The sequence below is a fragment of the Denitrificimonas caeni genome (assembly GCF_905120345.1).
Taxonomy (GTDB): domain Bacteria; phylum Pseudomonadota; class Gammaproteobacteria; order Pseudomonadales; family Pseudomonadaceae; genus Denitrificimonas; species Denitrificimonas caeni_A.
On record NZ_CAJHOA010000006.1, the window covers coordinates 32,321 to 47,012 of the forward strand.

Here is a 14,692-nt window from a genome sequence, read left to right on the forward strand (position 1 = left end):
CCATTACACAACAGTAACGGCTCTGACTTGAGTTTTAGCGAAATTCAAAACATTCTTGATGAAAGCGCAAGGAAATGCGCTGCTGCTTGAGCCCGCTGCGCAGAGCGGTGGCCAGACCTTGCGGCCCGCAAAACCAAATATCGACCTTAAGGCCATGGATCTGCAGCTGGTTCGCGCTCAAACGCTGTCCCTGCTGACTGTCATGGATATGCAGTGTTATATCCGTAAGTTGCTCTGTCAGGTGTTTTAGACGAGTCAGCATGGGATCTTCTGCGGCCCCAGCCGTGCAGTAATGCAGTGTCAATGCGGGAGTTCCTTGTTCGCTATTAATCAAACGGTTTTCCAGCGCAGCCAGAAAGGGTGTCACGCCAATACCGCCCGCCACCCAGATCTGCTGGGCATTTTTTCTGCCTTTCTCGGGGTTAAAACGACCATAAGGACCTTCTAGCGTCACCGCCTGCCCATTGTGCAGTTGCTGCGGGAGTGCACGGGTGTAATCGCCCAGCGCCTTGATCTGAAAACTGAGCTGCCCGCTGCCATTATCAGCACTCGACAAGCTAAAAGGATGTGCGCCTTCGAAACGATCAAAAGTCACCAGGGCAAATTGTCCAGCTCGATGCCCAGGCCAGCGCTTGCCCATGTTACACACCACTTCAGTGATGTTGGCGGATGTCTGCTTAACCGCCTGCACCAAGCCCTTGTAGCTGCGACGCTTACCGATTTTCCCCGTCAGAGATTGCACGCTGGCGATCACCCCACCCATCATCAAGAGCGCCATCAGCCAACCGGTGGGCTGTTGCCACCATTTTAGCGGTGCCAACAATAACGCATGGGATACTAGTGCCAGATAAATCAGTGGCATCACTCGGTGCAAGTAACGCCAATACACGTAAGGCACCCAGCGAGTGAGGGTAATCGCAACCAGAAACAGCAACAGATACAAGCCGGGTTCACCCAAGTCTTCCGCGCCATCTTGCAGGCTGCCCAACAGTCCAGAGAAGTCAGCTTCGTGCAAGCTTCGATCCTTGCCAAATATAGCTTCAAGCGCATCATCGGCCATTTCTATCAGCCAATGTGCCAGCGCCGCAGTAACGGCCAGAATACCGGTCCATTTATGCAGCTGATACATTTTATCCAGACCGCCCAATGGCATTTCCAGCCAACGAGGCCGAGCGGCCAGCAGCAGGGTAATGGACATAAAATTAATGGCAAGGTATCCACTTAGTGTCAGTAATTGCTCATAACTCGGGCTTAGGCTCAAGAAACTGAGCTGAAACGTCACAAGTATAAAAAGCATGACACTGGTACGTAGATTAGGCATAAAACAAACTCACATTGGGTTTGTTTCAAGTTTACTGATTGAATCTGAAAGCAAGCTTAATAGCCCACTAATCTACTGGCTTGAAAGTGCAACGTGTCATGGCTATCGCAACATTCACCTTGATCTTGCTGAGCTCGGTACCAAATGTGGCCGCGCCGAACCAGCGGCGGGTGAGAAATATCATCTATATTCACAGCCAAGAAGGCTTCTTATTCTTGACGATGGTGATGGACTTATTCGCCCGCAGGATTGCAGTTCAGTAGAAAATATTTAGATGATTCGCCAGATTCAGCCAAGGCAAGAAACGCAATCACTGTCTAATTGACTGTACTAGAGTGCTGCAACTGTAGTATTGATGCAGTGTATAAACTTTATCAGGGGATAGATAATGCTAAAAGATAAAAATGCGGTAGTAACAGGTTCTACTTCAGGAATAGGTTTAGCGATAGCCCGTGGTTTAGCTGAACAAGGCGCTAATGTAATGATTAACGGCCTCGGTAGTGCAGAAGATAATGAAGCTGTAAGACAGTCAATCGAAGATGATTTTGGTACCAAGGTGCTCTTTTCCGCAGCCAACATGCTTAAATCAGAGCAAATTATAGCGATGATCGCTGAAGCCGACAAAACTTTTGGTTCTGTCGATATTCTAGTGAACAACGCTGGTATCCAGTTTGTCTCGCCGATCGAGGATTTCCCTGAGGAGAAGTGGGATGCCATCATCGCCATTAACCTCACATCAGCTTTCCATACTATTAAAGCTGTTACCCCCGGCATGAAGAAACGTGGATGGGGTCGTATTATCAATACCGCTTCGGCGCACGCTTTAGTCGCCTCACCTTATAAGTCTGCCTACGTTGCAGCCAAGCATGGTATTGCTGGTCTGACGAAAACTGTTGGCTTAGAGCTTGCTGAGTTCGGCACTACGGTGAACTCGATTGCGCCTGGTTATGTTTGGACTCCACTAGTAGAGCAACAAGTGGCTGATACAGCTAAGGCCCGCGGAATTACCGAAGAGCAAGTGATACAAGATGTATTGCTCAAAGCACAACCCACGAAAAAATTTGTCACTGTTGAGCAAGTTGCTGCTGTTGCTGTATTTCTCTGTAGCGATCATGCGGCATCCATTACCGGCTCTACACTTCCTGTTGACGGTGGCTGGACTGCGCAATAATAGCTTTGAACTCTCAGTTTTTATTATTAGAAAATACTGCGTTTTAGCTGACCTATAAATATAAAGGATAAAATCTCGATGAGTAAAAAATCGATTAACCTTGCATTGCAAGGTGGCGGCTCACATGGAGCGTTCACCTGGGGAGTGCTTGACTACCTCATGGAAGACGGGCGCATCAATGTGCAGGGTATTTCAGGCACAAGCGCAGGCGCAATGAACGCTGTCGTATTTACTCAAGGTTTTATGGAAGGCGGCGCTGAGGGCGCACGCGAGTCGCTTAAAAACTTTTGGTGTAAGATATCAAATTTATCCATGTTTAGTCCTATTAAGCGCAGCCCCCTGGGTATTTTGACGGGTAGCTGGGATATTAGTGGCTCGCCAGCTTACGCTATGATGGACTTTATGAGCCGAGTTGCCTCGCCTTATGAGACTAACCCGTTCAAGTTCAACCCGCTACGTGAACTGGTTGAAAGCACGATTGATTTTGAAAAAATCAGAGCATGCAAAGATATAGAGTTATTTATTGCCGCCACTAACGTGCGCTCGGGCAAGATTAAGGTATTCGAAGGCCACGAACTAACGGCAGATATGATTTTAGCCTCCGCGTGTTTGCCGACCATTTACCAAGCGGTTGAAGTGGATGGTATACCCTATTGGGATGGTGGTTTTAGCGGTAACCCGCCTCTGTTCCCGTTGTTCCAAACAACAGAGTCTCAGGATATCGTCATTGTTCAAGTTAACCCAATTGAGCGTCTCGAAGTACCAAAAACTGCACGAGAAATACAGAACCGCATCAATGAAATTTCCTTTAACTCGTCATTACTCAGAGAGCTGCGTAGCATTGAGTTCGTGCATCGTCTACTTAAAGAAAACAAACTCGATGCAGATCATTATGCAAATATTTTAGTGCACCGTATCGAAGCCACGGAAAAAATAAATCCGCTGTCAGCTTCCAGCAAGATGAACTCTGAGTGGTCGTTTTTAACCCACTTGCGTGATATCGGGCGTGAGGCTGCAAAGAAATTCTTGGATGAGCACTATGAGAACATAGGGGTGGAATCCTCACTCGATCTAGAACATGAGATTCATTGGTCGTAAATCTGACATAACCTTTCTTAACTCTAGAAAAGCCCAGCACTACTGAGACAACTGACGAAAGTAGGTACTGGGCAATAGGTACTGCGCGCTATAACTCACAGCGCACAGTTGGCTCCCCTTATTTGTCTTTTTTTGCCTCAGGTGTCGAGGCTAACAGCTGCTGTTTCTTAGCTTGCGCTTTTTGGCGTTTCTTGGACTTCTGTACTGGCTTGTTCACAGCCTCTTTAACCTGCGCCGTAGTTACTGCGTCCTTAACCTGGAACACAGGCTCTGTCTTATCGATAGCAACTGACGAGGCAGGCGCCTTCGGCTGAACAAAAGCAGGTATGGGCTGAACAAAAGCAGGTATGGGCTGATCAAACAGCTGGTGCAATTGGCGCCACAATTCACCAACAGTTCCCTCAGCCGTCAATAGCTCAGGTACCAGCTCTATCACTGTATCGAGTAACACTTTGCGCTTTTCATTATCAACCAGCAGTTGCGGTAAAGTTGCTAAACTTTCTGTAGGAAGAGCAAAAACCAATAATCCTTGCTGGTCGATAATCTCGCGAATATTGCTGAAATCCATGTCGAACTCTTGCATTAGACTGCGGCTTTTCTCAGCAAGCTGCTGCACACGGTCTTTACTGAACTTGCCACTCTCATAACCAAGCAATAGCAAGATTCTCGACAAGGCTTGCAATCCACCGCCCTCAGTCAGCGATTGACGCAAGTGTTCAGTGACGCTCTGATCCTCTAACTGGCTCTCACTCTGCTGGGTATCAGGTTTTTGCATGCCAGTTAACGTTGCTAGAGCTCCGTATACAGCATGGAATTTCATCTCTTGCCAAGCGTCACGCACATCACGAAAACCGTTTAGTTGCGCCTCAACTAAATTAGAAAAGCTCTGTTGCCAAGCTAACAATGGGTTATTAGGAGAAACCAGCTGACGATTAGCACGTACTAGAGGCGCACTACCCGCCAATCCGCTAAAGCTTGGATTTAAGCTACTGGCTAAATACTGCTGCATGCGGAACGGGTGCGCCTTGCGTATCATTTCAGCGGATTGCTCATTCATTGCTGGAATCAACCAAGGTCGTACACACCACTCGTAAAGCGTACTGTTGACCTGTGAAACTTGGTCGACCATGGCAAACTCACGCTCATCATCCCTTTCCCGCTCACTATTGTCATCGCTCAAAATATCAACGATCCGCCGAGGCTCGAAATAGACTTCATAGTTTGACTCGGACTCATGTGTAGCAGGCATGTCTTCAATAATCATTTCGTAAAGTCCGGGTGCCAGTAGCCCTATGGCTTCGCTCGCATCCAGCAGCTCGCGATGCTCGCGACGCGCTACAGCGCCAGACACAAAAATCCCCAAATGCCCCACGCTGGCATGTTTCAGGTAAATAATAGTACGACCCGCTTTTCGCAGTGCAAGATCACTCGGGTAAATATCAGCAATCCAGTTTAACGCCTGTTGTGGAGGCGTAATGTCATCACCATAGGAGCAAAAGACCACCACAGGGGCCTCAATTTTCTTCAGATCGACCTCACTGCTCTGCGCTCCTAGGCCACCGGTTAGACGATTACCGATGAAAAGATCATCAACAATCGTCTCAATTTCCTCTCTATTGAGTAGCGTTGGACTCCCCCACCAGCGCTCAAAGTCAAGAAATCGCGGTACTTCGCTATCGATATTGCTAAACAGGTTGTAATACTTATTCCAATAGGTATTGGCTGGATTTAAGCCTTCAAAATTGCTTACCAGCCACGCACCGTCAAAACGACCATTGCCTAAATCGCTCGCTAATCGAGTCATCCAAGCACCGCCAAGTAAGCCTCCCGAGTAGCGCATCGGGTTGTGTCCTTCTTCACCAGACCAGTACGACAGTGGCGCACCGTTAATGATCACTAACCCTGGTAACTCGGGTCGCGCTGCCGCCAGTCCCATCAGCGCCCAACCGGCCTGACAGTTGCCAATCACAATCGGCTTATCTGCATTGGGGTGGCGATGAATCACTTCCTCAAGAAAACGAGCCTGCGCCGCACCCACGTCATGCAACGTTTGACCCGACTCTGGCCAATGACTAAAAGCGATAAAATAGGTTGGGTGCCCTGCTCGCAAGCTTTCGCCAACCGCTGAATCTTGCTTAAAACCACCAATGCCAGCGCCATGCCCACCCCGCGGATCAATAACAATAACGGGAGCACGCTCCCTATCGTTCAGCTGATCAGTTTCAGGAATAACTCTCAATAATGAATAGTTAACTGGACGAGGCAAATCACGCCCATCAATGAGTGTTTCATAGGGGAATTTCAGCAGTAATGGATAGCCTGCACGCTCATAGGCCAACGTATTATCACCACGCTGACGCAGTGCATCCCAATACAGCACGCTACGTTGGCAAAAGTCTATCCAGTACTCTAAACATTCAGAGGGACTCGGTTGGCGCAGCTGCCCTTCACGCAGCGGTGAGAGAATAGTTTGATAACGCTGCTCAGAGGCTGTAAGGAGATTATCAAATTGCAAACGCTGCAACTGACTCAAGTGTTTAAGTAGCGTTTGCAAAGAAGAAAAGCGCTCCTTCTCCTGTGTAAAAAAACCTTTATCGTTCATATGTGTCTCCTACATGCGGGGTTCTTTCATCTCTACCTCACCCAACAATGAATTGAAAACATCATGACAACTCACTGTTATAGCGTGATCAGGCAAGCTAAAGAAACTTCTTTGTGCAGCGCACAAAAAAACAGTTGCAAATAATCTTTTTGCAGTGCAACATAATAGCATGACTGAGCATCTGACAGCTCAAACACATTAAGTCGAACTCGGCAATACAACTATTAGGAAACTACGAATATGTCTTTATTTAATTCAGAAAAAATCCAAAACGCACAGAAAGCTCAACTGGAAATGCTACAACAAATCAGCAGCAGGGTTTTTGAAAGCGTTGAGCAGCTGACCCAACTGCAACTTAAATCACTGCGTGCAGCAAGCGGTGAGCAGTTCGAAAGCTTACAGTCTATGCTAACTATTACTGATCCAAAGGATCTAGCTAGCTTGCAGACAGCTTTACCACAGCCTGCAGCACAAGCTGAGCGCTTAATGGAATTCAATCGTGAAGTATACGAGCTGATCTCTAAGACCCAAGCAGACATTGCTAAGCTTGCTGAAAGTCAGGTTGATGCAACCAGTCAGCAAACTCAGGAATTGATTGAAACACTCAGCAAAAACGCACCAGCCGGTGCTGAGCCTGCTGTTGCCATGTTCAAAACTGCTTTAGAAACTGTTGGCAGCACCTATGACAGCGTTCAAAAGGCTGCTAAACAAGCCTCTGAAATGGCTGAAGAAGGTATTGCCGCTGCCGCATCTGCTGCAGGTAAAGCAACTGCCACAGCAACTGCCGCAACTGAAAGTCCTAAAGCTGCAGCAAAGAAGTAAGATCTCTTCTGCGAGATATTGAAAATCTCGCTCAACAGATCCGATCGACAAAAAGGGAGTAGCGCTGCATCGCTACTCCCTTTTTTAATTAAACAGTCACTCTCTCAAGCCATTGATAACAATATAACTCACAGACATTGCGCTCCCCCAGCAGCTCATCAGAAACAGTCCGCTATAATCGTCTCAATCTAAACCCCGCACAGCTGTACGGATACTCACTGTCAGTATCTGAAGTGACCTCTATTCATCATCTTTTTTAACATCAGCGTCCTCTGACTTGCGTGAAGAAGTCGTACCAAATAGACCAAACAAGCTCTGAGTGCTCTGATAAAGTTTTTTCGACTGCTCCATGTAATCGCTCATCAAATCGCTCGTCACTGGAGTCTTCGTACGCATAAACTCACTCCAAGCTTGCGATGACTGCACACTCGCTTTTGTCTGCAGATCAACCACAGTTTGAATACTTTGCTCTAAGTAACTACCGAGCACACCTTGCAGTGGGCCATAAAATCGAATAATACCTTGGAGCATATCGCTAGAGAAAATTGGCTCACCGTCATTCTCCGCCTCCTGAATAATTTGCAAAAGGATGCTTCGCGTTAGGTCTTCGCCACTTTTGGCATCAACAACCTGAAAAAGAACGTTATCGATCACTAACTGACGAATATCATTGACATTCACATGCGTGCTAGTACAAGTGTCATACATGCGACGGTTCGCATACTTCTTGATTAAACGTGGCTGGGAATGATTGTTGTCTGACATGGATAAAAATTCTCACAGATAGCATGCATAAGCATACTATCTTACTCTATCGGCGCATCTGCCGTCCTGCATGGCCGACAAGCAATAACCGACATACATCATTTAAAGAAGCTAATTACCTTTAACTCATAGATCAATACCACCTAAAAATCATACATTCTTCACTTAAATATTTAGCAATAATACATCGTCCACTTAAATATCTAGCAATATTAAGGTAGATTAGTAATGCTAAATCAAAATAAACGTAATGGAGGATGGTTTATGAGCAATGAAAAACGCATTGCAGTGGTCACAGGTGGCATGGGCGGCATAGGGACAGCTATAAGTCGACGCATGCATGATGAAGGTTTTACCGTTGTAGTCGGATGCAGTCCTTCTTCATCGCGCAAAGACGCTTGGATCGCCCAACAGTCTGAGGAAGGTTACACATTCCACGTTTTAGAGTGCGATATTGCTGACTGGGAATCCACATCTAAAGGATTCGAAAAAACACAGAAAGAAGTCGGTTCAATCGACGTATTAATCAACAATGCCGGCATCACTCGTGACGGCACCTTTCGTAAAATGACCCCAGAAAACTGGAACGCAGTGATCAACACCAACCTCAACAGCTTATTTAACACAAGCAAACAAGTTGTTGAAGGCATGCTAAACAAAGGCTGGGGACGGATTATTAACATTTCCTCAATTAACGGCCAACGCGGTCAGTTTGGTCAAACAAACTACTCTGCAGCCAAAGCAGGTGTGCACGGCTTCAGCATGGCGCTCGCACGTGAACTCAGCGGCAAAGGCGTAACAGTTAATACGGTATCTCCTGGTTATATCGAGACAGATATGACCGCGGTTATTCGACCTGATATTTTGGAGGGTATGATTTCTACAATTCCCGTTGGTCGCTTAGGACAGCCGGAAGAAATTGCCTCAATTATCGCTTGGTTAGCATCCGATGAAGCGGCTTTCTCCAGTGGTGCTGACTTCACCCTTAACGGCGGTATGAACATGCAGTAATAAGGCCGACCCTTATTGACTTCTTAAACTATTGTTCCCCCTGTTGGTAAAGCTAATAAAGCAAGCATATGCAGCTCTTTCCTAGGGCTGCATATCGGGTGATCCCATAGCGGCTAAAGAAAGCTCCTAAACTATTTTTGCGCACAATCAAAAATTCACTAGCGACACTTTAATCACTCAAACATGGGCCGCCTTAAAAACCTGAGATAAATCATTCATCTTCTAAAAGTATAATTAATAAGGATTTTTCATATTTATGGACATAAACCAAAACTCTTTATACTCCTACTGGTCAGGTCAGACACCTTTTGTCGCGAACCTGTGCTTGCAACAGCTACGTTTCGGGGTCATGCAACACGATTGGTTCAAAGATTGCGACAACAGTGAGTGGTTCAATGTGCCAAGCGAATCACTTGAGCTACTGCAAACTGAGTTCAACCAAGACTGGATGAAACTCGGCCAGCAAATGTTAAGTCAACAAGATTTCAGTTTCAAAGACAGACGCTTTTCCAGCGAAAATTGGAATAACCCCGTATTTGGCTCACTCGCAACGTTCTACCTGCTTAATTCAAGCTTTCTACTGAAACTGCTGGGTTTACTGCCTATTGACGATAAAAAATCCAAGGATCGTTTATATTATCTTGTCGAGCAGATGATTGCCGCCAACGCCCCTAGCAACTTCCTACTGAGCAACCCTGACGCTCTCAAGCGTGCATTTGAAACTCAGGGAGTCAGCCTCTTGAGTGGCCTCTTACACTTAGCCAGCGACCTACAAGACGGCAAATTACGTCAGAGTGACAAAGACCACTTTGAAGTCGGCAAAAGTTTAGCAGCCACGCCAGGTGCAATTGTATTCGAGAACGAACTGTTCCAATTGATACAGTACACACCAATTGGCACAACCCAGTACAAAAAACCGTTGCTGATCGTACCGCCAGCAATCAATAAGTACTATGTGCTTGATCTGCAACCCGAAAACTCTCTAGTACGTCATCTTCTTGAGCAGGGTCATCAGGTATTTTTAATTTCTTGGCGCAACTTTGGCCAGCAACACGTCCATGTGACCTGGGATCAGATCGTTCAGGATGGCGTCATTAGCGCCCTGCGGGTGACTCGAGCGATTAGCGGTGAGCGCCAGCTTAACACCATGGGATTCTGCATCGGTGGCACCCTACTCAGTTGTGCTCTAGCGGTTCTAGCTGCGCGTGGTGATCGTGATATAGCCAGCATAAGTCTATTTGCCACCTTCCTTGACTACCTAGATACAGGCCCAATCAACGTATTTGTCGATGAAAAAATGGTTGCCGAAAAAGAGCGCACCATCGGCGGCCAAGATGGTAAATATGGTTTGTTCACCGGTGAGGATATGGGCAACACCTTCTCCCTCTTGCGGCCTAACGAACTGTGGTGGAATTACAACGTCGACAAATACCTCAAAGGTCAAAAGCCTAGAGCCTTTGATCTGCTATTTTGGAATAACGACAGCACCAATATGCCCGGCCCTATGTATTGCTGGTATATACGCCATACGTACCTGCAAAACGATTTAAAATCTGGCGAACTGGATCTATGCGGGGTAAAACTGAACTTAAACACTATCGAAGCGCCAGCCTACATTCTTGGCACCCAGGACGACCATATCGTCCCTTGGCGTAGCACATATGCGAGTACTGCCATACTCAGCGGCCCCAAGCGCTTTATTCTCGGTGGCTCAGGGCATATCGCCGGGGTCATTAACCCTCCTGCTAAAAAGAAACGTAATTACTGGGTCAATGAAACCCTATCGAAATCACCTGACACTTGGTTCAAATCAGCCACAGAGCATCCTGGTAGCTGGTGGACTGATTGGTTTGCTTGGCTGGACAAACATAGCGGTGAGAAGCGCCCTGCCGTAACGGACATGGGCAGTGCGGAATATCCACCAATAGAGGCAGCCCCAGGCCGTTACGTTCTGGAAAAATCAAAACCTTAAAGTAAGACGCTATTGATACGCTATTACCGCTTCCGGCAACACTTCTTGGAGTGCAGCAGGAAGCGGTAACTCGATCTAAAACATCATAGGCAACCTCACCAAGCGGCCACTATTGAGACAATGGGTCAAGCAAACGAATAACTGGCGCATTATCGAAAAACTCTAAAATTGTCATACATGTGCACCACAACAGTCACTATAAGTGAGTTAAAGCACTGAAATATTTAGATGCTGTTATTATTAGTCGTACTTTGCTCTGCAAAAAACCGATAAAAAATCCAGTAAAAAGTCCCCATCGAGTTTGAATATAAGCAGCGCAGAATGCATTATCCAAATATTTTCAAAGCAAAGATTCGATGCTGATCGATTCGATTAATTCAGATTTAAAACCTAGAGGTTAAACAAAGAATTATGGCTAGACCCAAGAATCAGAGCCAACGACGCATGGAAATAATTCAGGCAACTCATCGGGCAATCAATAGTCGCGGAGTCGCCAGTTTGCGACTTAAAGACATTGCTAGCGAAGCTCAGCTTTCCATCGGTCTGATCCATTACTACTTCCCTAACATGGAAGAACTGGTCTTTGCTGTTCACCAATCGCAGATTGCAGCCTTCATTGAAAAACGAAAAATTTTACTCGAATTACCTGAATCTCCTGCGCAGTTACTGTATCGCATGATCAGTATGGGTCTGCCTGAAAACTCGGACGACGAAGTGTTCCGGTTATTCTATGAGTTGCACTCCTTGGCGGTCCGCAGCCAACCGCACGCTGAGCTGATGGCAACACTATGGAAAGAAGAAGTGCAGAATGGCTATCTCGAGATTTTTAAGCGAGGCGTCGCCGATGGATCGTTCAAGATGAGCTGCGATCCGCACGACTGCGCTATTCGTATGGTCGCTTTTGAGGACGGTCTCAGCGTACAACTGCTATCGCGCAATAACTACATAACTCTCGAACGGGCGTTGCAAGTGATGCTCGATTACGCCAGCGAAGCAACCGGCTGCGCCATTATCAAGTAAACAGATAGGAAAACGGGGCCTATCATAGTATGACAAGCCCCGTTTTTGTAGCACATAGAACTATTATAGTGCTTCAGCGACCTTTAACTCGGGTGGCTTCACTGTAAACATTCGAGTCAGCACCGCCAAGTACACGACTCCAGCTGCCAACCAAACCAGCCCCAGAGTAAAAGTCGCACTTGAAAGGCTGGTCCAGAGCCAAATACAGCATAAGAATCCAATGCCAGGCAACAGACCATAACGCAACAAATGCTTCGTACCGGTGAGCCGCTCATCTATCAAATAATGCTTGATCACCGATAGATTCACTGCAGAGAAAGCGATTAGGGCACCAAAACTGATCAGTGTAACAATCAAGTCGAGACTGATAATTACAGCTAACAAAGAGATGATACTCACGACTGAAATCGCAAAAACGGGTACTCGTCGTTTCAGCGTTCCGAACGCCTTAGGCAACATACCATCACGTCCCATGGCAAACAGGATGCGAGAAACACTTGCCTGCGACACCATCGCTGCGGCAAAACAGCCCGCCACATAAGTTGCAGTAAAGAAAGTCACCAACCACTCGCCACCCACACTGCGCATCACATCCAGACCCGCGGCATCTACGTTAGTGAATAACCCCCATTGCGGAAATACGATATGTCCTACATAGGACACTAGAGTAAATGACAAGCCACCAATTAAAGTAACCAGCATGATAGCAAGTGGCAAGCGACGACGTGGATCATCGGTTTCCTCTGCTAGAGTGGATACAGCATCGAAGCCAAGGAATGACAAACATAAAATCGCAGCGCCAGCCATGATTGAGCTGAAAGAAAACCCTTCACCATAAAACGGTTGAACCAACTCTGCAGACGTCACTTGACCATTCAGCTTACTAATCGCCATAACAATAAACACTGCGATAAAGATCAGCTGAGCGCTTATCAGCACCCAATTGGCTCGAGTGATGGAGCTGATGCCAATCATATTTAATACAGTGACCAAAGCGATAGAACCCAAGATCCAAACGGTTGTTGGAACCTGCGGAATATACTCTGACATGTAAATGCCAATCAGTAGATAACAGAGCATGGGCAAGAAGATATAATCAAGCAGCAGCGTCCAACCGGCAAGAAAGCCTAAACTGGAACCGAAGGTTTTCCTTGTATAGGAATACACAGATCCAGCATAAGGGTGCGCATACACCATCCTACCGTAACTATATGCGGTAAATAGCATCGCTAACAAAGTCACTAAATAAGCAGTCGGTAAGTGCCCAGCTGTTATTTGCGTCACTAAACCATAGGTTGTAAAAGCGGCCAATGGAACCATGTACGCCAAACCAAACAGTACTAGCGCAGGTATACCTAGAACCTTTTTGAAACCCTCAGTGGATTGAGCAGAATGGAGGAGTTTGTTTGTGGATTTATTTGTTATTGTTACCATAACTTGTACTCCGAACGATACTTTGGAATTATTTTATTTAGCATACAACGGTGACAGCAGATATATTTTGATGCCACCGTTGTGTCAGATAAAATGACTAGGCAAGCGCCGCTTCTCGTTGACGTGACTTCACCACACCGTCGGTACCTGTTCGCACCAGAACCTCCCGAAGAGATTCGACAATAGACAATGCCTCGTCCTCAGTCAGGATCAACGGTGGCGACATCACAAGCATGTGACCACAATCACGGACAATCACCCCATGCTCACGACGAATGATGTCTGGAATAGACGGCTGCAACATCGCTAACGGTTTGCGTGTCTGCCGATCACTAACAAGCTCAATAGCGAACATCATTCCCAGCTGTCGTATTTCACCGACAATCGGTAAGTCACCCACTGCTTCGGTAAGTTTCTGCGCCATAAACGCACCCATTTTCACCGCTGCAGGCAATAACTGTTCACGCTCAATAATGTCCAAGTTAGCCAGTGCTACGGCACATGCAGTTGGGTGGCCGCTATAGGTGTATCCCATCGGGAAACCGAAATCATCTTGCAACACAGCACCAATATCAGCAGAAACGAGTACCGCACCCAATGGGATATAACCACTGGTAATGCCTTTTGCGGTGATAATAATATCGGGCTGAATATCGTAATATTGTGCGGCAAACCAGTGCCCTGTTCGACCGTAGGCTGTAACGACCTCATCAAAGACCAAAAGAATGCCATGGCGGGTCAGCACTTCACGGACACGAGACCAGTAATCAGCCGGCGGTACCAGCATTCCGCCGACGCCCATGATTGGCTCAGCCAACATCATGGCAATGTTTTCTGCACCAATCTCGGCGATTCGTGCTTCAAGTTCGTTGATCAAAAAGTCTGTTGGGTCCATACCGTCATACAGTTCAGTCCGGTAAGGCCAAGGGGTACTTAAGTGCGACACTTGCGGCAATAAAGGACCAAAGCCAGTATGGAAAACGGGAAAACCTGTTGCCGTTCCACCACCAAAAGCCACGCCATGATAAGCATTTTGACGTGATAAAATCCAAGTTCGATTAGGTTCACCACGGCGGTGAAAATAGTAGCGTGCCATTTTAATCGCTGCTTCGTTCCCTTCAGAACCACCGCTGGTAAAATAAACGTGCTGAATATTATCTGGAGCGAGACTGACTAAACGCTCTGCTAGTTTGATAGACGGCACGTTAGAAAACTCCCAGAAGCTGGTGAAATATTCTAACGTCTGCATCTGTTCATAAGCTACGCGAGCGACTTCTTCATTACCGTGGCCGATTTGCGCTAACCACAAGCCACCGGTAGCATCCAGATAGTCCTTACCCTCGGTATCAATAAGAGTGCAACCCTTCCCTTCGGTCATTATTACTCGGTCTTCACGACTAGCCGGTAAGTAAGGGTGAATCAAAGTTTTACGATCAGCGGCCAACAATTCTTTATGGTTATAAGTAGTCATAATAA

The 14,692-nt window shown here is 46.7% G+C and carries 12 protein-coding genes; 7 read left to right on the forward strand and 5 right to left on the reverse strand.

The features are described 5' to 3' along the window. Positions 1–34: 34 nt before the first annotated feature. Positions 35–1,321: a ferric reductase-like transmembrane domain-containing protein gene (locus tag JYJ62_RS11595; RefSeq protein WP_269751419.1), complete on the reverse strand. Its 1,287-nt coding sequence runs from the start codon at positions 1,319–1,321 to the stop codon at positions 35–37. On the opposite strand from JYJ62_RS11595, the gene JYJ62_RS11600 reads away from it, so the two are divergent. From JYJ62_RS11600 to JYJ62_RS11610, 3 genes are all read left to right on the forward strand, one after another. Further along, positions 1,296–1,595: a hypothetical protein gene (locus tag JYJ62_RS11600; RefSeq protein WP_205342390.1), complete on the forward strand. Its 300-nt coding sequence runs from the start codon at positions 1,296–1,298 to the stop codon at positions 1,593–1,595. The two genes, JYJ62_RS11595 and JYJ62_RS11600, sit on opposite strands and share 26 nt — an antisense overlap. Positions 1,596–1,706: 111 nt before the next feature. After that, on the forward strand, positions 1,707–2,492 hold the full coding sequence (locus JYJ62_RS11605) for a 3-hydroxybutyrate dehydrogenase (RefSeq protein WP_205342570.1): 786 nt from the start codon (positions 1,707–1,709) through the stop codon (positions 2,490–2,492). Between the two features lie 78 nt (positions 2,493–2,570). After that, complete coding sequence (locus tag JYJ62_RS11610; RefSeq protein ID WP_205342391.1) at positions 2,571–3,590, forward strand: patatin-like phospholipase family protein; 1,020 nt, start codon at positions 2,571–2,573, stop codon at positions 3,588–3,590. Positions 3,591–3,708: 118 nt separating this feature from the next. Here the strand turns inward: JYJ62_RS11610 and JYJ62_RS11615 are convergent, their stop codons facing one another. Further along, positions 3,709–6,192, reverse strand: a complete 2,484-nt coding sequence (locus tag JYJ62_RS11615) for a DUF3141 domain-containing protein (protein WP_205342392.1) — start codon at positions 6,190–6,192, stop codon at positions 3,709–3,711. 240 nt (positions 6,193–6,432) lie between these two features. On the opposite strand from JYJ62_RS11615, the gene phaP reads away from it, so the two are divergent. Further along, positions 6,433–7,014 (forward strand): TIGR01841 family phasin, encoded by a 582-nt coding sequence (phaP, locus tag JYJ62_RS11620; RefSeq protein ID WP_205342393.1) that lies wholly within the window; start codon positions 6,433–6,435, stop codon positions 7,012–7,014. Positions 7,015–7,254: 240 nt separating this feature from the next. On the opposite strand, the gene phaR is transcribed toward phaP, so the two are convergent. Beyond that, complete coding sequence (gene phaR / locus JYJ62_RS11625; RefSeq protein WP_205342394.1) at positions 7,255–7,779, reverse strand: polyhydroxyalkanoate synthesis repressor PhaR; 525 nt, start codon at positions 7,777–7,779, stop codon at positions 7,255–7,257. Positions 7,780–8,043: 264 nt separating this feature from the next. Here phaR and phbB point away from each other — a divergent pair, with 264 nt between their 5' ends. The 3 genes from phbB to JYJ62_RS11640 all read left to right on the forward strand — a co-directional run bounded on the left by phbB (position 8,044) and on the right by JYJ62_RS11640 (position 11,782). Then, a complete protein-coding gene (phbB, locus tag JYJ62_RS11630) occupies positions 8,044–8,790 on the forward strand; it encodes an acetoacetyl-CoA reductase (RefSeq protein ID WP_205342395.1) in 747 nt (248 codons plus the stop codon). A gap of 256 nt (positions 8,791–9,046) precedes the next feature. Then, on the forward strand, positions 9,047–10,762 hold the full coding sequence (phaC, locus tag JYJ62_RS11635) for a class I poly(R)-hydroxyalkanoic acid synthase (RefSeq protein WP_205342396.1): 1,716 nt from the start codon (positions 9,047–9,049) through the stop codon (positions 10,760–10,762). 411 nt (positions 10,763–11,173) lie between these two features. Beyond that, positions 11,174–11,782 (forward strand): TetR/AcrR family transcriptional regulator, encoded by a 609-nt coding sequence (locus JYJ62_RS11640; protein ID WP_205342397.1) that lies wholly within the window; start codon positions 11,174–11,176, stop codon positions 11,780–11,782. 63 nt (positions 11,783–11,845) lie between these two features. Here JYJ62_RS11640 and JYJ62_RS11645 read toward each other — a convergent pair whose 3' ends face one another. Further along, entirely contained in the window at positions 11,846–13,216 is a 1,371-nt protein-coding gene (locus tag JYJ62_RS11645; protein ID WP_205342398.1) for an APC family permease, read from the reverse strand. Positions 13,217–13,313: 97 nt separating this feature from the next. Next, on the reverse strand, positions 13,314–14,687 hold the full coding sequence (locus JYJ62_RS11650; protein WP_205342399.1) for an aspartate aminotransferase family protein: 1,374 nt from the start codon (positions 14,685–14,687) through the stop codon (positions 13,314–13,316). Positions 14,688–14,692 lie beyond the last annotated feature (5 nt).

Bases quoted from the DNA above. Each gene is read 5' to 3' on its own strand.
- phaP (WP_205342393.1), top strand. From the start codon at position 6,433: ATGTCTTTATTTAATTCAGAAAAAATCCAAAACGCACAGAAAGCTCAA.
- JYJ62_RS11640 (WP_205342397.1), top strand. From the start codon at position 11,174: ATGGCTAGACCCAAGAATCAGAGCCAACGACGCATGGAAATAATTCAG.
- JYJ62_RS11600 (WP_205342390.1), top strand. From the start codon at position 1,296: ATGACACTGGTACGTAGATTAGGCATAAAACAAACTCACATTGGGTTT.
- JYJ62_RS11615 (WP_205342392.1), bottom strand. From the start codon at position 6,192: ATGAACGATAAAGGTTTTTTTACACAGGAGAAGGAGCGCTTTTCTTCT.
- phaR (WP_205342394.1), bottom strand. From the start codon at position 7,779: ATGTCAGACAACAATCATTCCCAGCCACGTTTAATCAAGAAGTATGCG.
- phaC (WP_205342396.1), top strand. From the start codon at position 9,047: ATGGACATAAACCAAAACTCTTTATACTCCTACTGGTCAGGTCAGACA.
- JYJ62_RS11645 (WP_205342398.1), bottom strand. From the start codon at position 13,216: ATGGTAACAATAACAAATAAATCCACAAACAAACTCCTCCATTCTGCT.
- JYJ62_RS11650 (WP_205342399.1), bottom strand. From the start codon at position 14,687: ATGACTACTTATAACCATAAAGAATTGTTGGCCGCTGATCGTAAAACT.
- phbB (WP_205342395.1), top strand. From the start codon at position 8,044: ATGAGCAATGAAAAACGCATTGCAGTGGTCACAGGTGGCATGGGCGGC.
- JYJ62_RS11595 (WP_269751419.1), bottom strand. From the start codon at position 1,321: ATGCCTAATCTACGTACCAGTGTCATGCTTTTTATACTTGTGACGTTT.
- JYJ62_RS11610 (WP_205342391.1), top strand. From the start codon at position 2,571: ATGAGTAAAAAATCGATTAACCTTGCATTGCAAGGTGGCGGCTCACAT.